The sequence below is a fragment of the Acinetobacter sp. genome (genome assembly GCF_045628685.1).
GTDB lineage: Bacteria > Pseudomonadota > Gammaproteobacteria > Pseudomonadales > Moraxellaceae > Acinetobacter.
The window spans coordinates 1-15,936 of record NZ_JAZQPV010000095.1 but is presented as its reverse complement, the minus strand read 5'-3'; the positions used below and the strand labels follow the sequence as shown (position 1 = coordinate 15,936).

Below are 15,936 nucleotides of genomic sequence, written 5' to 3'. Positions count from 1 at the left end.
ATTCCTGTATCATTCGTCGCTGCATCTCCTGCGCCTTGACCTCGTTGTTCAGGTCATCAATCACGGTGCCAGTCACCTCGTAGTACTTCATGAGGGCCTTCAGGTGGACCTGCATCTGGAGCAGCAGCGGCTTTAGCGATTCCTTGTTCAGCTTCTCGAGACGGCCGGCCTGTCGACTCGCCACTGTGAGCTGTGATGTCATGCCTTTGTCACGTGCCACCTTGACTTTGGACATCTCACGTTCATACTCGGCATCATTTGCATTCACTTGCTTCTCACAGACCGAGATCTGGCCACGAAGCTTGCCGATCGATTCCTCCATCGTGGCCCGCTTGCCTTTGAGGTCGTCGATGTACGACTTCATGATCCCGATCGGGTCAATTTCAACGAAGGCACCGGTGATCTTACGCATCACGCTCTTGAAGCCGTAAGCGATCAACGTTTGGAACTTCGAGTTCGTCAGGATCATGATGAGCCCGAACAGGATGGCACCGAGGATGGTCAGGGTGATGGCCTGGCCGACGACGTGAATCGCCTTTGTGAAGGCGTTCATCAGGAAGTCGAGGGAGAAGTAAAGTCCCAGGGCACCCAGCGCGAGGGCAACCATGCCAGTGGTTCCTTCTGGCCGTTCCCAGAACGACTTAGGTTTGAATTCGTTGGTCATTTTACTTTTCCTTTAACCGAGGGTAGAGAGAATCGTGGCCTTGTGACCATTCAGCTCATTGCGGACATGTGCTGCAGCTGCCTTGAACTCGACATCTGCTTGACGAAGTTCCGCTTCCTTCGTCGCTGCCTGGGTGCGGAGGTTGACCATGTTGGTCGACTGTTCCGCGATACTTTGCTGTAGTTGGGCGATGCGCTGCTGGAGGTTCTGGATTTCAGCATTCATTGCACCTACCTGCTGCTCTGATGCATTCGCCTGGTTCTGCAGGCCGCCGACCTCGGCCTTGATCTTGCTCTCGAGCGCCTGGCCGAACTGCATCTCAGCACCGTCGACATCACTCAGGTGGATCGTGACTGCGTCAGCGAATTCCTTCGCGCTGCGGCCAGCACCTGCAGTTTTTTGTGCAGCTTTCAGTCGCATGACCGGGTCGGGGATGATGTCAGTTAGCTGGTCTGCAGCGCCGATCAACGCCGTCAAGGCGGTGTTTCGTCCAAAAGTTTGCTTGCGAATCATGTCGACCATGTCTTGATTCAGGCTCGTCGACGGTTGGAACGTCACGCCCGAACCTGCCGTTGTTCTCACATCTGGTGCTTGTTGTGCGGCCTGTGGAGACCCTTTCGGGCCCTCCACAACCGCTGCTTTGCCATCATCCTCGATGATGGCACCTTTCACTTTGTCCCACAGTCCCATGATCTCTCCTTGAGTTGGGGATTAACGACCGAAGTCCGGAGCTGCTTGCTTCTTGGTGCGGAAGGCTTCGCTTGCACCTTCATTTGAGATGATCGAATACTTCTTCAGGTCCAGCTTTGGGTAGCCGGCGATGCCGAGCCAGAAGCCCTTCCATACCGAGCCCAGCTCAGTCTTGTATGAGCGTTTCATGTCCAGCATCTCGGTCTGAGCCTGCTGAAATTCCTTCTGTGTCGATTCGACGACCTGCTGCACCTTGCGATACAGTTGGGGGTCTTGGACGGGGTTGTGCTCTGTGATGGCCTGGAAGACTGCCTTCGAACCATCAGCCCCGTAGCGGCCCGTTACCGCCGCCTTGAACAGTTCGATCTGATCCTGGGTGGCCATCTTTGTGACACCAGCCACGCCCTTCAGCTGCTGGTAACCCGAGGATAGGGTCTGTTGCATATCGTCGTACTTCGCATCGAGCTGTTGCTCAGCGCGGTTGCCGTAGTTTGCTGCGCTCACGTAGGTGCCGATTGTTGCCACGACACCCACGCCTATTGCCCCGGCAATTGCCAGGTTGCGGATCAGGTTCGAATTTGCCATTTTTATTCCCTTTTAAATTGATAGAAACATTATACTCTAACTGACATAGGTTGTACACATTAATTTGGCCTTAGCGCAACCTGCGTCTCATTCTGCTACCGCCCGATTGCTCGAGGAAAAACCAAACTCCAACTGCTCCAGCAATTGACAGGAAGATCAGCGTGTACACCAACCAATCTGGTGGGTCAATCTCACCATCTAAGTATTCGAACTCGGCCATTTGACGACGCTGGAAGTTCGTGTTTATCTGTGTCATCAGCATCGGGACGATGCTCCTGTCGATAACACCCTTCTCAAGCACCCCATCTCGTAACTGGACCTTGAAAGTTTCATTCTTTGTCCAGCTCAAGACACGAACGAAGTCGATCTTGGGGTACTCAGTGGAGCCGATGATGAGCACCACGTCATTTTTATTCGCACCTTCCCATGCATCTCGTAGAGCGTACTCATAGTTCGAGTCGCTCGTCTTCGCAATGACAATGATGACGTTCACTTGTTTCTTCGGACCAAGTTCACGGAGCCCAAGTGAGATGTCTTGGTTCCACTGAGCGGCATCAGCCGGCGCCCAACCAGGAGTGATGAAGCGGTTGATCTTATAAATGTCATACACCTCGTCAGGATACTTTGGAATCAACTTCGTGAACTTCTTCTTCAGGTCTGCCGCTGCCGGCGTGAAGAGCGAGTTAGGGACTGCCTGGATGTAGTTCGTGTAGCGATGCTCCTTCGCCACGGGATCACCCTTCTGAATCTCCGTGTAGCGGTGAGGGTCAGGCGTCATGTAGACCCTTCTGCTCGTTGAGTCCTCGTGGTCAATGCGGTAGTCGCCAACCGTGGTGTTACAGTTCCACGTTACCGTGTAGTGATCCTCGTAACACGTCTGGCACGTTCGTGTCGTGTTGCCCTTCGAATCCGTGGATGTTGTGCAGTTGCACTCGTACGAGCGTTGGTAGGTGTCGTGGACCCGTTCCTTGGAAACCACCTGGCCATTCCAGATTTCTGTATCCCAGGTCTTCGAGCCTTTCGAGATGAAGAAAATGGAACAGACAACCACGAGCGCTGTAAGGACGTAGATGCCCGCCGGGATGTAGGAGTCCTGCTTGTCGCGTTGAAGAATCCACACGACGATGCCGCAGACGACTGGTAAGGCGAGAAGCCAGAGGAGTGTTATGTTCATTTACACCTCGAAATGAAATTTGGTGAAGGCCTGCATGAACGGGTTGAAGTCGCAGGCGAACCATGCGACTTCGTAGTTGGTTCCGCCGGTGCAGGACTTCACGATGCATTCGTCCATCGCGGTGCGGATGGATTTATCCGTGGAGAAGACATCACGCTGATCATCCGTGAGCGGGTTCTCAACAAACTTGCCGTCGACTTTCTTCAGAACGGTTCCGTTACCGAAGTGCGAAAGCTCTTCCGGTAGAGGCGAGAACGTCTTGGTGTCGAGGGAGAACAGTTGAGGATTTTCCTCAACCATCATCTCCCGGGTGAAGACGATATGCAGGTCGGTATTGGTCATTTCAGGTCCTTAGAAAGTTTCGGTAATTTCTTCTTTGTCGCGCGATGTAAAGCTTTTTCGTGTGTATCTACATTGTACTTGAAGATGTCGTAGCCTTCACGTGAAAGACGCCGAATGATTACTCGCCGCTGATGTGCGTTCACTGCAAAGGGCAGATACTGGTGAAACTTTCCATTCCACCAAAGCTGATAAAGTGTTTTCATGCTGGGCTCCTCATCAAAAACATCATCATTTTCTGCATGTGCTTGAAGTATTCTTCATGGCGTTCCCTTAAAGATTTTGGTTTGATTGGACCCACGAAAGCTGGGATGACCTTGCCATCGATCACTGGAACAAACTCCATGTTGTCGTGCAAGTGCCAAGTCAGACCACCGGTGCTTTCGATGTCGATGCAATGTGCTTCTTCGACATCCTTCGTCCAGGTCTTAAAGGGGAAGGTCTCGTGCTTGTTCCTCGACATCAAGACCAGCGGTACAAGCATGCAAAGAAGCTGCGTTTCTTTGTGTCGGAGAACAAATTTCATGTGAAACCCCCGTGGTTTGTTGATAGAAAGATTATACAACAGAAGCCACGGGATGTACACAAGTTTATGAATTTCTGGTCCCATAAATATCAATTAGGAGGATTTATGAGAATACCATTTACATACTTAATTGGTTGGACAAAGCACAAGAAATTTTATTATGGTGTACGATATGGAAAAGATGCGCATCCTACAACATTATGGAACACATATTTCACGAGCTCAAAGGACGTTGCAGAATTTAGATTACAGAACGGAGAACCAGATATTATTCAAGTTCGAAGAACTTTTAAAAACACAGATAAAGCAAAAGAATGGGAAGTAAAGGTTTTGCAACGAATGCACGTTGCTAGAAGTGAGACTTGGCTAAACAGAAGAGAAGCTCCTGCGTTTCCATGTTTTGAAGGAGCAGCAAATCCACTGTTTAAAAAACAACACACATTTGATGCACGATTAAAAATTTCAAAAGCTAATACAGGAAAACAAAGAACGCTAGAGCAAAGAAAAGCAATATCTATTAGACAAATAGGCAAAACTAATCCATTCTTTAATAAGAATCACACAAAAGAATCAAAACTTAAGATTGCATCTTCTGTATCAAAAGCAACAACAGGCGCAAATAATCCTTCAGCAAAATCTTACAAATTTATTAATCCTAATAACATTCACTTTCATGTTACTGGAGAATTTTCTAAATTTTGCGTAGAGCATGATTTGAGTAGATCAAAAATGTATCGAAGTATTGATCAAGGACAAATCACGCCCTTTTCAGGAGGAACCCAACAAACTCAAAATTGTGTTGGTTGGGAGGTTATTTTTCAGCCTCAAGCCACTTGTTAGAAATAGCTTTGAACTGATGTTCACCGTTTACTGCTTTGAACACTAAACCTTCGCGGACTGAGCTATTCATGCTTGGGCCATCTGCAAACTTTAGAAGGCTTTGCATATCGGTGATTCCAAGTTCTCCTAGAGTTACATTCATATGGAGAACTGGAACATGTTCAACCGGCAAATTTCCTAGGCTGATCGCCATATCATTCATTAGTTTCATGAACTGTTGGCGATCATAAGGATTCATAAATTCTCCCTTCTTAATATCGAAGACATTGTACACAAAGAAACGCATAAGAGAAAAGCGTTCTTGATTACCTTGCACGCTAGGCCCCATGAGCTCGCCCTGCAAGGCGATGTCGTTGGCATCGATGTCACGCATGGCCTGCAGCACGCCTTCATTTGCCATCTGAACGAATGCGTTCTCGTCGTTGCCTTCCATCTTCAGGTCGAGGTTGCGCGAGCAAACACCTTCCTGCACCTCGTCGCCTTCACCGTGACGGTACACGGTCATCGAGCTGCCGTCCATCTTCAGCGTCACTTCGTAACGTGTATCACGGCTAGCTTGTGCAGGACGGACGCGTTCCCACTGTCCGCTGTTCAGATCAATCGTGCGGTAACGTGCTTCACCACGATCTGACATTGCCAGCAATGCTTCGGGCGGAATGCCGGCAGTGTCGAATGCCGAGTAGGTCGGCTCGTAGCCGAAGATTTGGTTGCCCATGTTCTGGCAGCGTTCCTGGTCTGACTTGCGGAGGAACGAAGGGAAGTTGCCCTTCGCCATGCCTGCCAGTTGCGCGTTTATCGGCTTGTCCCACTTCATGATGCCGAGAACGCCAGTGAAGTTGATCTCACGAATCTTTTCAACTTCCGACTTGCCAATGCCCAGGCCAATCAAATGATCGATGATTTCAGGGAACACCTCGAGAGGTAAAGCTAGACCTTGCGATAGCTGCTTGCGCAGGCGAATGGTCTTGAGGCGGGCGCCGCGGATACCTTCCCAGTTGACTGCATTCTTGTCGAGGAAAGCATAACGCTCATCGTCGAGTGGCAGGTACGAATCGACCTCGAAGAACACACAGAGGTCACCGGATTTGAACTCACCAGCTTTCACGACGACCTTCCATCCCTCGACAGTTGCAACCTTGATTAGGTCGGCGCCTGGGATGTCGCCGATCGCGTCGATCTTGCGAACAGTTACCAGCTTACGGCCGTCAGCCATGGCTTCTGCGATGAGCTGTTCGCGCTTCATCTTCGCAGCCTGTGCTTTTAGGTCTTGTGCGACTTCTGCAGGTGTGTCGATCGTGTCGTGCTTGGTGAGGTTCTCATTCATCTTCTGAGCTTGCTCGATGCCTTCGTACATATCTTGCAGATTGGTAGTTTGACCCATGTGTTTCTCCTTATTTTCTTTCCTGTGGTTGTCCGCAGAACAGACAGGTGTCGTCCGTTTCCCATCCTCTGCAGTCTTGTTCGACCGTTACGACGTCCCAAACAGGGTCCACCGGCCAAATTCTTTTTTGCACTACTTCTCCTGTAACAAGCTTAACGTGAAGACCGTCAGTTGTGAAATAATGACACGCGTGATCAGGGCACTTTGGGCAGTAGTGACCAAAGTGCTCATCGCAGTCAGCACACCATGTGCGCCCTTCGGGAAACTCCTTGCTGCCCCAGCGAGTGTCGTACGAGTACTCAATTGTGTGAAGGCACTCAGCCTTTGCTGCATGGTACGCAGCTTCCGCATTTTCCATGGCCTCCTTAAGACCTTCCAACTTACCACGGAACACAAGCTGTTCAGGCGAACAATCATTCACATGGTGAACTTTGCTTTTTTTGAGCGGCTCATAGGACCTCGTCAATCAAGTTGAATGGATGCCAGATGGCGCGCACCTCATCCTCATTCTTTGCCTGTAACAACCGCTTGCGCGCGTTCTTCATTCCCTCATCCAGTCGCTTCTGGCTCCACAGGTGCGGGTTATCCTGACGGAACTTCAGCTCCTCAGGAGTGATCACGTTCTGGCGTTCGGTATTGCAGGCCGCGCACGCCGGGCGAAGGTTCTCCACCATGTCCAGACCGCCCAAGGATTTAGGAATGATGTGATCGCGGTTCATGAGCACCAACTGCCCATTACGAATCCCATAGAGGTTCACGACAGGGTAGCCCACCTTGTTGTTGCGTCCCTGATCTGCTATCCAACGATCAGCCTCACAGCTGCAGCACCAACACTTGATTGGTTGGTCACGCATCCTCTTGAAGAGTTCCCATCCCGAACATGCAGAAACACGACGACCCCGAATCAGGCGGTCCTCCTTGTTCTCTTTATCCAAAACTTGAAAACCTTCAGTAAGACCTAACTCATGATAGTAGATGTGCATGATCATTGTAAAAAGTTGTTATACCCACATTGTAACACCAAGCACAAAGGTTGAACACCGTCAATCGTAGGTCACAAAAAAGCCGCCTCGAGGGCGGCCGCTATTTGCTAACTAATGCTGTATCCGTGCGAGTCTGTATGTCAGTCAGTAGAGCGACGAGCGCCAGGAACACTTTCTGAACGTGGGACAGCTCCTTCAAGACGATCGACGCGACGACGCGGCTTGAATGCCTGTGTGACCTTGGTATTTTCCGGCGTCAATGTAATTACTACCTCGACCATCTTTTCATCTGGTCGAAGATTGACGTCAAACTTATTCGAGAAGAGCTTTGCTTGAATCACGTCGTCGACGATGATAGCTTCGCCTTTCGCTGGGTCGAAGCCACCGAAGAACTTGTTGTCAGAATCGCGCATAATGGCATAGAGGGAAATTGTGTTCATTGAGTGTTAATTTAGTTGAATGCCGTTCTCAACAAGGGCACGGCAAAGTTTAAGGAAGAGTAGTATGCTAAAACATCTTGCATAGGCCTCACACATCATGACAGGCGTTGCAACATGTGTTCCATTGATGATGAAAACAGCTACCCACCCTAGACGTGAGGTCGCAGATGAGCCGGGCGAATAGATAATTGGTGCAAGATTTATCTTGCTCTCAATGAGTGAGATCGCATTCAAGTCTGAAAGGTAATTGACTTTCGGTAAGGCCCAAACTGGGACAGATGAGATGAAATAATCATTGAGCCGATTGTTCTTCGCGAACCTTTCCCAGTTCTCGCTGATCTCATCCACGCACCGCAAAGCAAGAAACTCCAGAGTTGGTGCCTCTGGAGTTTTCTTAAAGCGCGAGGAGATATCGATTACATTCGTCACGGTTCAAATGCCGCCGGTCGAACGGGCTCGAGCTCTTCCATCGTCTCAATGGTGATGAACTTGGGGCCATAAACGGTGTGGACGCTGCCCCACTCAGTGTGATAGCCCATTGGGTTACAGACGATACGGGTTTTCCACAGCGTGGTGTCGATGGTGTCATGAGTATGACCGTGTATCCACAGATGTGGAGCAGCGTCGCCTACTAGGATCGGATCGCAATTCGATGCAAAGCCGCCATTTGCATCGCCGCCAAAACGCGGGTGACAGAGGCGGTATGACGGCAAGTGGTGCGTAGCTACAACAGTCTTGCCCTCAAATGGAAGCTTGAGGAACTCGACAAGCTTTTCCTTCTGTGCCCTGTGTAGAACCTTCATGTCACCAACGGTGAATTTCTTATCACCTAGCTTGATGACGCGGAAGTCATTCAAGTAGCGGCTTACGTTCGCGTGATCAGCTAGAGTTTTTCCGCCATCAGCCCATAGAGTGGTAAAGATGAAGCGCACCCCTTCTAGCTCAATGCACCCAACGCCGCAGCCTGAGAACTCGATTACTCCTTCACCTTCGAAGTAACCACCAAGGGCCGCCATCATATCCATGGTCCACTTTGCCATTTCATGACCATACCATTCATGGTTACCAGGGATGTAGATGATCTTGAGGAAGCGGTCCTTGAGGAACCCAAGGAAGGCAATCAGCTGCTCAGGTTTGGAACTGATGTCACCTGCCAGAACTAGGACGCTTTCTGCATCTCGTGGATCAGCTGGAAGAACGGTCAAGGCGAGGAACTCTTCACGTTGACCTGCCAACCCTTCCAAATGCAGATCGCTCGCCACGCGAATGTATTTTGGTTTCATATCTTATCTCATTATTCAGGAGTATCGCTTTGACACCTCCTGGTGCAAAGCAAACCACCCGTTCACCTTATGTTTAAGTTCAACAATAGCACCTGGATTTTCAATGTGACTTATGACTTCTATGACTGCCTGTGCAGCAGCATCTTCTTTGCGAATCGCGTTACGCCTTTCGGCATAAACAGAGAAATCATATAACTTCACATTCCACCTCCCTTGAACATTTCAAGAGTATTTATGGGGTCTGCGGTTTAAGTCTTATCCCCTACTACACTTTCTTCAGGTGCTGGTTCAGGTGCTGGTTCAGGTGCTGGTTCAGGTGCTGGTTCAGGTGCTGGTTCAGGTTCAGGTGCTGGTTCAGGTGCTGGTTCAGGTGCTGGTTCAGGTGCTGGTTCAGGTGCTGGTTCAACATATTCCCTTATAAGGCCAGCGCCCTCAATTATCCCTCTGTCACCTATCCTCATTCGCTGTACGCGAGCTTGAATCTCTTGTTCTGCATGTGCCTTGAGCTGCGGGTCAAGCCCGTCAAAAACAGAAAGGGCCCTCATTATCTTATATGAGGCTTGTCGGATCATGTCATTGTACTTGGCGCGATTCATGTTTTGCCTTTACGCTTGGTGGGTTTTTCAGCCGGCTTTGGCTTTTCATAGAAGATGTTCATCTTGAAGATTACTGTGTTTGATGCATAGTCAGCGTAGAACTTTTTACCTGGGTTCCTCCATACCTGTTCTTGGTTTGGAACTTCCTCTACCACAAAGGAATAACCAGCGGCACGGTGCTTCTTAATGCTCATCTTCTTAATGATTGCTAGCGCGTGGGGCAAACTAATGAAGTAAGTTATGAGAGGTTTTTTCATACGAACAGAGCCCCGCCTACGGCGGGGCTCTTTCCCTTCGGAGGCGGTGGTTTACATGGGAATCATGTTACGACCCTTGAAGATAAACTCCAGGTCGATGTCATCGGGAATTTCCACGATCTTGTCGTCGCGGATGTCTGTGATAGTTGGGAAGCGAAGCGAGGCGATCGCCTTCGACTTGCTAGTCGAGACCTCCTGGAAGGAGAGCACAGCCGTCTTGCCGACGAAGCTCCGCAGGTCGGCCAGGATTTCATGACGCAGCGGCATCGGCGAGTCGTCGCTCGGTTTGTCACGGAAGCCCGAACCGACCGCCGTCACGAAGAACACTTTGTCCTCGGTCCAGCCAGCGACGATGGCGCCGCCGATCGTCTTTTCCAGGCGTGACTTCGGCCGACCGTAGTAGAAGCCGAGGATGCGTGCATCGGCTGGATAGAAGCGTTTGACCTTGCACCATGCCATCGAGCGGTCCCAGGTGTAGACTGCATCGAGCTGCTTCAGGATCAGGCCTTCTTGATTGTGCACGTCGATGACGTGGTTGCAGTACTCCATCATGTCCTTGTAGTCGGTCACGATGCGGCCTTCCGAGAGGATGACCTTCTTGGTGTCGGTCAACAGGTCCGCGAGAACCTCGCGGTTCTGCTTCATCGTGATGTCGGTCTTCTGCGCGATCCACTCGTTCAGCGGCATCATGAAGAAGGCGCGCAGCTTCATGTTGCCTTTTGCTGCGTCGTTGCCGGACTTCTTAGCGTTGATGGTCTCGGTAAAGTTCGAGGCGAAGGCTTCGCCGTCCATGATGAAGTCGTAGCCGATTGATGCGCGAATTGCAAGGAGTTCATCATCGAACAGGCCGTTGAGGTGTTCAGATTCCTTACCACTGCGTGCGCGGTATTCCACCGGCTGGCTTTCCTTCACGATCGCGATCGTGCGTTGACCATCGTACTTGAAGTCGGCCTGGCAGGGAAAGGTGATGTATTGCTCGAACTCTTCGGCGTCCTCGCACTTGTCAGCAAGCATCACCTCAAAGGTTGGGATACGATCCTTCGGCCAGACCTTGTTGAAGGTATCTGCCGAGAAGCCGGCACGAGGGTCTTTGTCGAGGACTCGCTCAAGAAAAGAAGCAGTTTCTTTGGTGAAGTCGCTAAGGATCGAAGTCACAGTGCGCCGAGCTTCATCACCAGTGATTTCACGAGCAGCGAGGGCATCGCATGCGATAAAGAAGCGATCGAGGTCGCCGTCAGTATCCGCGTAGTGTTTCGGGCGATCAAACTTCTTGACGCCGAACACCTTGTACGGGTCCATTGCGTACCGCATCAGACGACGACCATTTTCGTCAAGCTTTACAAGGGCACCTTGAATCACCTTCTTCGAGCCGGCGCCGTTTGCGTCTTGGCATTCCTTGAGGACATCCACGAAATTCATATTCACTCCAAAGTTGATCTTGTAAGGTTATTATACCACATAGACCTTAGAGTGTACACTCATTTGCAGAGATTACATGTTGTCAAACAACGTCTCGAGAACCGATTCCACCAGTTCAGTGGTGAGGATCATGCCGTGTTCGCCAATGCACAACATAATAAGGTCTTGATCGCTCAGGTGGGCCAGAGTGTTCTCGACGTCATCTAGTTCCTCAGGTGTGTACACGCTGAGCGTCGCCAACATCTGGTTGATGACTTGTTCTTCGGTTGTGAGACGATTGATGGCGCCATTGTCGTAGGCGATGTGCTTTGCTGCTTCAATGATGTGTGGTCTCATGATTTTTACAGTAGGTTAGGTGATAGACGACTGGGTTTACATAAATGCACCGCTTTTAGCGTTAAGCGTCGCTTCAGCACACGAGACCAGGTACGCGTTCTCTTTGTGCGAATCGATAAGGGTTTGTCGCCGCGCCGCCGCGTACTCGATGTGCTTTGCGACGTTTTCTTTAAAGTCCCCCTCCGGCAGATCGTGGTATCGAGCTGCAAGCTTCATGATCAGCTCGTCGAAGCGCTTCAACTTCACGACGTTTTCACGGTGAATTTTAAGAACGTCTTCAAGGCGTTGCTCCGGCGTCTTAATTCCCAGGGCTTTCATCACAAACTTCTTGATCATGATTATGCCTTTTCGCAGAGGTTTGCAAAGACAGTCCAGTTGGTGCCGGCGCGAGCACCGCCGACTTGAATACCTTTGATCGAGGAGAGGTCACGGGAGAAGCCCGTGATCTGGATGGTGACGATACCGCCCTTGCGAGGACCTGCATCGAACTTGACCATGTCGTTGATGCGGAACTTCATGGCGTTCTCAGCAGCGCTGACTTTCTGTTCGGCATTCAGATGTGCAACCAACAGCTTGTTCAACATCCGGCGATCTTCGAAAGGCAGGGTTTCGATTTGGGCCATGATCGACTTGATGGTTGGGTTCATTTTGATTTCCTTCAGTATTGGTTGGTATATGATTATTATACACTAACCTGGAAAATTGTACACTGTTATTGCAAATTTCTAAATGCCTGGAGAGGTCTGCTTACTCCTTGTACTCGTCGGTCATTTGTCTGGAGACAGTGCCGCGTCGATGAAGCTGCACAACGCCGCGTGTGCAGCTTCAGCCTGGGACGATCTATCGTAATGGAGAACGACTCTCGATCCATCGGGACCATGCGTCATGATGCTGCTCAGATAGCCATCGTGCAGGTCTGGCTGTGCGCCTTGCTTCGCTCCGGTAGCTTGCTCGACTGACGCCTGTGCCGGAACAACCTCGCCAATAGCACGGACGGCGGCTGCTATCTTGTAGCGCCAATCACCGTGCTCCTCGAATGCGGCCTCAATGGCTTCTCGAATCACCTTCGGCACCTGTGCGCCTTGCTTCGCTGATTGAGTGGTGAGAGACGAAAACTCTCTGCGCAAACTAGCCCCGATGTCGAGTATTTCGCCGGGGGCGTCGTATTCGCAGCCATCCCACGACTGCGCAATACGCTCAAGTTCCTCGGCTAGCCCTTCAACACCCGATGCCTGCTCGGGGATGGGTGCGAGAAAGTGGCACACTTCGCAAGTCGTGTCTTCCGAGTGGATGTTCAGCAAACCATCTTCTCGCTCGCAGCCTGCTTTGTTCTGTTCGCTCATCTCATTCCCCTTGGTTAAGGCGGTCGGTACGCGTCGATAGTTGATCGATCTGGCGTACTGACCTTCTTCTTGTCGTCCTTAGGCAGTTACCGCCTCAGCTTGCGGCTGGGTTTCTTCGGTAGTTGCTGCCGTTGCATCTTTGACCAGGGTTTCTGCTTCGGTATCGCCTTCAGCTTTCGGATCAACTTGCGGCTGATCGGCCGGCGAGACGTAGACTTCAGCGTAGATCGCGTCTTGCACGCGCTTCAGCAGGGCTTCCATGTCGAGGGCAGCCAGTTCTGCTTCAGTACCGGCTTTGACGTGAACACCGTGGGCGACCAGTTTGTCCTTGTCGCTGACCACGCCGGCGAGAACCGCGTTCAGCCAGGTGTTGCCGAAGCTGTAGCGCTGACGTTTTTCGCGCTGGATCAGGTATTTCGGCAGGGCTTTCGGTGCGGCCGGTTCGACGGTCGCGGTTTGAGCCGTGGCGCCGGTGTTGGCGTCGTCGGTGATGACGGTTGCGGCGTTGGCTTGATCGATTTCGGCTTTGGTTGCTGCGGTCGCGGTGTTGGTCATTTCATTTTCCTTGTTTTCGTTGATGGTCTTTGCTTTGGCTGCGGTGGTTTTTGCTGCGGTTTCGATTTTGGTAGCCATTTTAAAATTTCCTTCAGTATTGGTTGGTATAGATGTATTATATTCCAACCGACGCTGAATGTACACAACTTTTTCACTATTTGCATGATTAAATCACCGTAAGGGTTCGTCAGTTCTGTCTAACATCTACACCTAAAAGATAGCCTATAGCGTACTTCGTTTCATACTTCCTCGCATCACGTGCAAGGTGGATTGTTAGGTTTCCATGAATACTCCGTTTGATTGAGGCATGAAGTTCTCCAGTTTCAGCGTCCCATACCTCAGCAAACCTTGAACCATAGTGATTGATCTGCATGTGCGCAACGCACAGCTGCACTGCACGGTTTGCGTTCTTTGAGTGAATGATTTTAGGTTTCTTTCCTTCTATGTAGTATACGGTTTTAATTCCAGTTTCTGCTTGTCTCATTGACATGATAACCCCTTAAAACAGAACTAGCGAAGTTACCTGTAGGTAACTTCGCTAAACTAAGCGACTATGAACTGGCGTGTTGCTTAGTGATGAGCGCCTTGGTTGGTCTGTTCTTCGGCATCGCGCAGTGCCGCCGCGACCATTTCGATCAGTTCCTTCAGTTCCTTGTTCGCCAGGTCCTTCGTGGTTCCAAGGCCCATTGCATCGGCCTGCGCAACCAGTTTAATCTTGTCCTTCACTTTGCCTTCCAGCACGTTGGCGTTCCAAACCGGGCCGAAGGCGAAGCGCTTGCGGTTAGCCTGTTGCGCTACGTACTTCGGCGTTTGTTTTTCCGGAGCCGGCTCCGCCGGCTTAGCGGACGCGCCCTTCGGCAGACTCGCCTTCGGGGTCTCTTTATCGCCATTGCGTTTAGTTGGGGATTTCGAACCTGCCTTGATCGGGGTTGCCATGATGAACTCCTTTATGTACTTAAGGGAAATTTCTTTACACCGGTCGTTAACTTCTGGAACTCTTTCGATATTTCCTTTTTAGTTTCGGTTGGTGTAATTAAATTATATGCTTATAAGCGAATTGCTATATGATGCGCGTCATACAGGTTCACTAATTTTTTAAAGAAATTTCTTAGTAGTCAACCTGTACCCGCTTAGCGGTAAATATAGGATCAAGTTTAAGGAGCAATCATGTCAAAAAGAAAAATCCCACAGCTGGTAGTTGAGAGAGCAGAGGAGCAAGGAAATTATTTTTTCCTATCGGTACTAGAGTTTAGAAATGAAACGTACCTTGTCATTGTTGACAATATTACAGAAGATGGAATTGGCGCCTATGTTCTCGACTTTGCACAACAAGAAGGAATTAACTTAAGGCAACTGATTAGCATAGCTACGTGTTGGTTTTATCGGGGATCGTATAGGTATCCACTGTCATTTGAGTTCTCTAGATTGGGGTTAGCACACTTAACCAATCGCATTTACAAGAACTTTGAGCTTGCGCATGTTACGCGTCTGATTGGAAATGATTTTAGATACGAAATCGCGGCGCCTCCTAAGATTAAGAGGCGCCGCGTGAGCATGATTCCAGCAGGAGTAGAAGTGAAGTTGAAGCGAACAGCTCCAACCCCAATCAGCCGCGATTAAGCTTCATTCAATTTGTACAGATCCATCAACTTTTCTGTCAGCCAATCTTCCGCTGCTTTCTCCAGTTCTGGAGTTCTCTTCCGCATGGTCGAAACTTCGATCATTTGCTGTACGCTTTCATCCAGCATCGACAGCTTCAGCTTCACGTCGTCCAGTGGCACCTCGCCTTGCTTGACTTTACGCAGGTAGTCAGCGTTCGGCCGAGGGAACGTGATCTTACCCGTCTCGAGGAGCTCGATCGCCTGCTCATACACCCGTACTGCGTGCGACAGCGACTTGTAGTCCACTTCTTTTTCGGCTGCAGCATTCGATCGATCACCGAATTGCTTCACCATTTTGACGACCTGCTCGTGGAAGTGTGCTAGAGTGGTCGACTCCATGTAGTTGCGACCGTTCAACTTCAGGCTATTCTGGGGCTTGTTACCACCCATCAGCACCTCGGTCTCGAGGCCAGTAGCTTTCACGAGATGTTCGAGCACGGTTGCTTCGCCGAGGATCGTGTCAAGTCGTGGTTCAGGGATCGAACCAGGCGCAAAGCCAGCGAATGGTTTCACGACTTTATCGACAACGGCTAGTACGGCCTTCGCTGCATTAAGGCGTTCACCCCTCTTCACGTAGTCGAAGGTTTGCTTCATCGCGAAGCCAACCATCGAGTAAACCTCGGCGTTCCCGAAGTTGTCAACGAGCTCCTTTACGAAGTCGTAGATCGGCTTCTCGGACGTGTAGAGGATACCATGTGCAGGTGGCCCGTAGCTCAGGTATGCGTGAGCGATCTCAACTGCGTAAGTTTGCCCTGCGACGAAGTCACGAACGAAGGTCTGAACCGGGAAGAACTCAGTCTCGACGCCATTCTCAGGCATTGATTCTTTCTTAAGTCGGAGGCCAAGCGGTCTTAGGAAGACAAG

Annotated in this window: 26 protein-coding genes; 2 read left to right on the top strand and 24 right to left on the bottom strand. The window is 50.4% G+C overall.

Annotated elements, in window-relative coordinates; translation table 11 throughout:
• The 7 genes from ACKI4H_RS12550 to ACKI4H_RS12520 all read right to left on the bottom strand — a co-directional run.
• On the bottom strand, nt 1–664 hold a 664-nt coding region (locus ACKI4H_RS12550; RefSeq protein ID WP_407306233.1), incomplete at its 3' end, for a hypothetical protein.
• Nucleotides 665–676: 12 nt separating this feature from the next.
• Nucleotides 677–1,354, bottom strand: a complete 678-nt coding sequence (locus ACKI4H_RS12545; protein WP_407306231.1) for a hypothetical protein — start codon at nt 1,352–1,354, stop codon at nt 677–679.
• A gap of 21 nt (nt 1,355–1,375) precedes the next feature.
• Entirely contained in the window at nt 1,376–1,939 is a 564-nt protein-coding gene (locus ACKI4H_RS12540) for a hypothetical protein (protein WP_407306230.1), read from the bottom strand.
• A 70-nt stretch (nt 1,940–2,009) separates the two neighbouring features.
• Nucleotides 2,010–3,113, bottom strand: a complete 1,104-nt coding sequence (locus tag ACKI4H_RS12535; protein WP_407306228.1) for a hypothetical protein — start codon at nt 3,111–3,113, stop codon at nt 2,010–2,012.
• Entirely contained in the window at nt 3,114–3,455 is a 342-nt protein-coding gene (locus ACKI4H_RS12530; RefSeq protein ID WP_407306226.1) for a hypothetical protein, read from the bottom strand.
• Complete coding sequence (locus ACKI4H_RS12525) at nt 3,452–3,658, bottom strand: hypothetical protein (protein WP_407306224.1); 207 nt, start codon at nt 3,656–3,658, stop codon at nt 3,452–3,454. Before ACKI4H_RS12525 ends, ACKI4H_RS12530 begins: the two co-directional genes overlap by 4 nt.
• Nucleotides 3,655–3,915, bottom strand: coding sequence for a hypothetical protein (locus ACKI4H_RS12520; RefSeq protein ID WP_407306222.1), 261 nt, complete (start codon nt 3,913–3,915; stop codon nt 3,655–3,657). Before ACKI4H_RS12520 ends, ACKI4H_RS12525 begins: the two co-directional genes overlap by 4 nt.
• Nucleotides 3,916–4,083: 168 nt before the next feature.
• On the opposite strand from ACKI4H_RS12520, the gene ACKI4H_RS12515 reads away from it, so the two are divergent.
• Nucleotides 4,084–4,818, top strand: coding sequence for an NUMOD3 domain-containing DNA-binding protein (locus tag ACKI4H_RS12515; protein WP_407306221.1), 735 nt, complete (start codon nt 4,084–4,086; stop codon nt 4,816–4,818).
• On the opposite strand, the gene ACKI4H_RS12510 is transcribed toward ACKI4H_RS12515, so the two are convergent.
• The 16 genes from ACKI4H_RS12510 to ACKI4H_RS12435 all read right to left on the bottom strand — a co-directional run bounded on the left by ACKI4H_RS12510 (nt 4,790) and on the right by ACKI4H_RS12435 (nt 14,347).
• The gene (locus ACKI4H_RS12510; RefSeq protein WP_407306219.1) at nt 4,790–6,199 is read right to left on the bottom strand and encodes an RNA ligase family protein; all 1,410 of its coding nucleotides are present in this window, start codon (nt 6,197–6,199) and stop codon (nt 4,790–4,792) included. The genes ACKI4H_RS12515 and ACKI4H_RS12510 overlap by 29 nt on opposite strands.
• 132 nt (nt 6,200–6,331) lie before the next feature.
• A complete protein-coding gene (locus ACKI4H_RS12505; RefSeq protein ID WP_407306217.1) occupies nt 6,332–6,550 on the bottom strand; it encodes a hypothetical protein in 219 nt (72 codons plus the stop codon).
• Nucleotides 6,551–6,648: 98 nt separating this feature from the next.
• Nucleotides 6,649–7,188: an HNH endonuclease gene (locus tag ACKI4H_RS12500; protein WP_407306215.1), complete on the bottom strand. Its 540-nt coding sequence runs from the start codon at nt 7,186–7,188 to the stop codon at nt 6,649–6,651.
• Between the two features lie 134 nt (nt 7,189–7,322).
• Nucleotides 7,323–7,463 carry a hypothetical protein gene (locus ACKI4H_RS12495; protein WP_407306213.1) on the bottom strand — a complete coding sequence of 47 codons (141 nt, stop codon included), beginning with the start codon at nt 7,461–7,463 and terminating at the stop codon, nt 7,323–7,325.
• Nucleotides 7,464–7,628: 165 nt separating this feature from the next.
• Nucleotides 7,629–8,051, bottom strand: coding sequence for a hypothetical protein (locus tag ACKI4H_RS12490; protein ID WP_407306211.1), 423 nt, complete (start codon nt 8,049–8,051; stop codon nt 7,629–7,631).
• The gene (locus ACKI4H_RS12485) at nt 8,048–8,905 is read right to left on the bottom strand and encodes a metallophosphoesterase (protein WP_407306209.1); all 858 of its coding nucleotides are present in this window, start codon (nt 8,903–8,905) and stop codon (nt 8,048–8,050) included. The genes ACKI4H_RS12490 and ACKI4H_RS12485 overlap by 4 nt, the downstream gene beginning before the upstream one ends.
• A gap of 248 nt (nt 8,906–9,153) precedes the next feature.
• Nucleotides 9,154–9,501: a hypothetical protein gene (locus ACKI4H_RS12480; protein ID WP_407306207.1), complete on the bottom strand. Its 348-nt coding sequence runs from the start codon at nt 9,499–9,501 to the stop codon at nt 9,154–9,156.
• A complete protein-coding gene (locus ACKI4H_RS12475; RefSeq protein WP_407306205.1) occupies nt 9,498–9,695 on the bottom strand; it encodes a hypothetical protein in 198 nt (65 codons plus the stop codon). The genes ACKI4H_RS12480 and ACKI4H_RS12475 overlap by 4 nt, the downstream gene beginning before the upstream one ends.
• A 114-nt stretch (nt 9,696–9,809) precedes the next feature.
• Entirely contained in the window at nt 9,810–11,177 is a 1,368-nt protein-coding gene (locus ACKI4H_RS12470) for a hypothetical protein (protein ID WP_407306203.1), read from the bottom strand.
• 72 nt (nt 11,178–11,249) lie between these two features.
• Nucleotides 11,250–11,513, bottom strand: a complete 264-nt coding sequence (locus tag ACKI4H_RS12465; protein WP_407306201.1) for a hypothetical protein — start codon at nt 11,511–11,513, stop codon at nt 11,250–11,252.
• A gap of 36 nt (nt 11,514–11,549) precedes the next feature.
• Complete coding sequence (locus ACKI4H_RS12460; RefSeq protein WP_407306199.1) at nt 11,550–11,849, bottom strand: hypothetical protein; 300 nt, start codon at nt 11,847–11,849, stop codon at nt 11,550–11,552.
• A 2-nt stretch (nt 11,850–11,851) separates the two neighbouring features.
• Nucleotides 11,852–12,160: a hypothetical protein gene (locus ACKI4H_RS12455; RefSeq protein WP_407306197.1), complete on the bottom strand. Its 309-nt coding sequence runs from the start codon at nt 12,158–12,160 to the stop codon at nt 11,852–11,854.
• Between the two features lie 120 nt (nt 12,161–12,280).
• A complete protein-coding gene (locus ACKI4H_RS12450) occupies nt 12,281–12,856 on the bottom strand; it encodes a hypothetical protein (protein ID WP_407306195.1) in 576 nt (191 codons plus the stop codon).
• Between the two features lie 78 nt (nt 12,857–12,934).
• Nucleotides 12,935–13,489: a hypothetical protein gene (locus ACKI4H_RS12445; protein ID WP_407306193.1), complete on the bottom strand. Its 555-nt coding sequence runs from the start codon at nt 13,487–13,489 to the stop codon at nt 12,935–12,937.
• 109 nt (nt 13,490–13,598) lie between these two features.
• On the bottom strand, nt 13,599–13,901 hold the full coding sequence (locus tag ACKI4H_RS12440) for a hypothetical protein (protein ID WP_407306191.1): 303 nt from the start codon (nt 13,899–13,901) through the stop codon (nt 13,599–13,601).
• A gap of 80 nt (nt 13,902–13,981) precedes the next feature.
• On the bottom strand, nt 13,982–14,347 hold the full coding sequence (locus ACKI4H_RS12435; RefSeq protein WP_407306190.1) for a hypothetical protein: 366 nt from the start codon (nt 14,345–14,347) through the stop codon (nt 13,982–13,984).
• A gap of 231 nt (nt 14,348–14,578) precedes the next feature.
• Between ACKI4H_RS12435 and ACKI4H_RS12430 the strand changes: the two genes are divergently transcribed.
• Nucleotides 14,579–15,031, top strand: a complete 453-nt coding sequence (locus ACKI4H_RS12430) for a hypothetical protein (protein WP_407306188.1) — start codon at nt 14,579–14,581, stop codon at nt 15,029–15,031.
• Here the strand turns inward: ACKI4H_RS12430 and ACKI4H_RS12425 are convergent.
• Nucleotides 15,028–15,936, bottom strand: a 909-nt coding sequence (locus ACKI4H_RS12425) for a hypothetical protein (RefSeq protein ID WP_407306186.1), incomplete at its 5' end; no start/stop codon positions are given. The genes ACKI4H_RS12430 and ACKI4H_RS12425 overlap by 4 nt on opposite strands.

Bases quoted from the DNA above. Each gene is read 5' to 3' on its own strand.
- ACKI4H_RS12540 (WP_407306230.1), bottom strand. From the start codon at position 1,939: ATGGCAAATTCGAACCTGATCCGCAACCTGGCAATTGCCGGGGCAATA.
- ACKI4H_RS12460 (WP_407306199.1), bottom strand. From the start codon at position 11,849: ATGATCAAGAAGTTTGTGATGAAAGCCCTGGGAATTAAGACGCCGGAG.
- ACKI4H_RS12485 (WP_407306209.1), bottom strand. From the start codon at position 8,905: ATGAAACCAAAATACATTCGCGTGGCGAGCGATCTGCATTTGGAAGGG.
- ACKI4H_RS12455 (WP_407306197.1), bottom strand. From the start codon at position 12,160: ATGAACCCAACCATCAAGTCGATCATGGCCCAAATCGAAACCCTGCCT.
- ACKI4H_RS12515 (WP_407306221.1), top strand. From the start codon at position 4,084: ATGAGAATACCATTTACATACTTAATTGGTTGGACAAAGCACAAGAAA.
- ACKI4H_RS12545 (WP_407306231.1), bottom strand. From the start codon at position 1,354: ATGGGACTGTGGGACAAAGTGAAAGGTGCCATCATCGAGGATGATGGC.
- ACKI4H_RS12500 (WP_407306215.1), bottom strand. From the start codon at position 7,188: ATGATCATGCACATCTACTATCATGAGTTAGGTCTTACTGAAGGTTTT.
- ACKI4H_RS12530 (WP_407306226.1), bottom strand. From the start codon at position 3,455: ATGACCAATACCGACCTGCATATCGTCTTCACCCGGGAGATGATGGTT.
- ACKI4H_RS12535 (WP_407306228.1), bottom strand. From the start codon at position 3,113: ATGAACATAACACTCCTCTGGCTTCTCGCCTTACCAGTCGTCTGCGGC.
- ACKI4H_RS12465 (WP_407306201.1), bottom strand. From the start codon at position 11,513: ATGAGACCACACATCATTGAAGCAGCAAAGCACATCGCCTACGACAAT.
- ACKI4H_RS12480 (WP_407306207.1), bottom strand. From the start codon at position 9,501: ATGAATCGCGCCAAGTACAATGACATGATCCGACAAGCCTCATATAAG.
- ACKI4H_RS12525 (WP_407306224.1), bottom strand. From the start codon at position 3,658: ATGAAAACACTTTATCAGCTTTGGTGGAATGGAAAGTTTCACCAGTAT.
- ACKI4H_RS12495 (WP_407306213.1), bottom strand. From the start codon at position 7,463: ATGGTCGAGGTAGTAATTACATTGACGCCGGAAAATACCAAGGTCACA.
- ACKI4H_RS12510 (WP_407306219.1), bottom strand. From the start codon at position 6,199: ATGGGTCAAACTACCAATCTGCAAGATATGTACGAAGGCATCGAGCAA.
- ACKI4H_RS12430 (WP_407306188.1), top strand. From the start codon at position 14,579: ATGTCAAAAAGAAAAATCCCACAGCTGGTAGTTGAGAGAGCAGAGGAG.
- ACKI4H_RS12505 (WP_407306217.1), bottom strand. From the start codon at position 6,550: ATGCGGAAGCTGCGTACCATGCAGCAAAGGCTGAGTGCCTTCACACAA.
- ACKI4H_RS12450 (WP_407306195.1), bottom strand. From the start codon at position 12,856: ATGAGCGAACAGAACAAAGCAGGCTGCGAGCGAGAAGATGGTTTGCTG.
- ACKI4H_RS12435 (WP_407306190.1), bottom strand. From the start codon at position 14,347: ATGGCAACCCCGATCAAGGCAGGTTCGAAATCCCCAACTAAACGCAAT.
- ACKI4H_RS12445 (WP_407306193.1), bottom strand. From the start codon at position 13,489: ATGGCTACCAAAATCGAAACCGCAGCAAAAACCACCGCAGCCAAAGCA.
- ACKI4H_RS12440 (WP_407306191.1), bottom strand. From the start codon at position 13,901: ATGTCAATGAGACAAGCAGAAACTGGAATTAAAACCGTATACTACATA.
- ACKI4H_RS12470 (WP_407306203.1), bottom strand. From the start codon at position 11,177: ATGAATTTCGTGGATGTCCTCAAGGAATGCCAAGACGCAAACGGCGCC.
- ACKI4H_RS12475 (WP_407306205.1), bottom strand. From the start codon at position 9,695: ATGAGCATTAAGAAGCACCGTGCCGCTGGTTATTCCTTTGTGGTAGAG.
- ACKI4H_RS12520 (WP_407306222.1), bottom strand. From the start codon at position 3,915: ATGTCGAGGAACAAGCACGAGACCTTCCCCTTTAAGACCTGGACGAAG.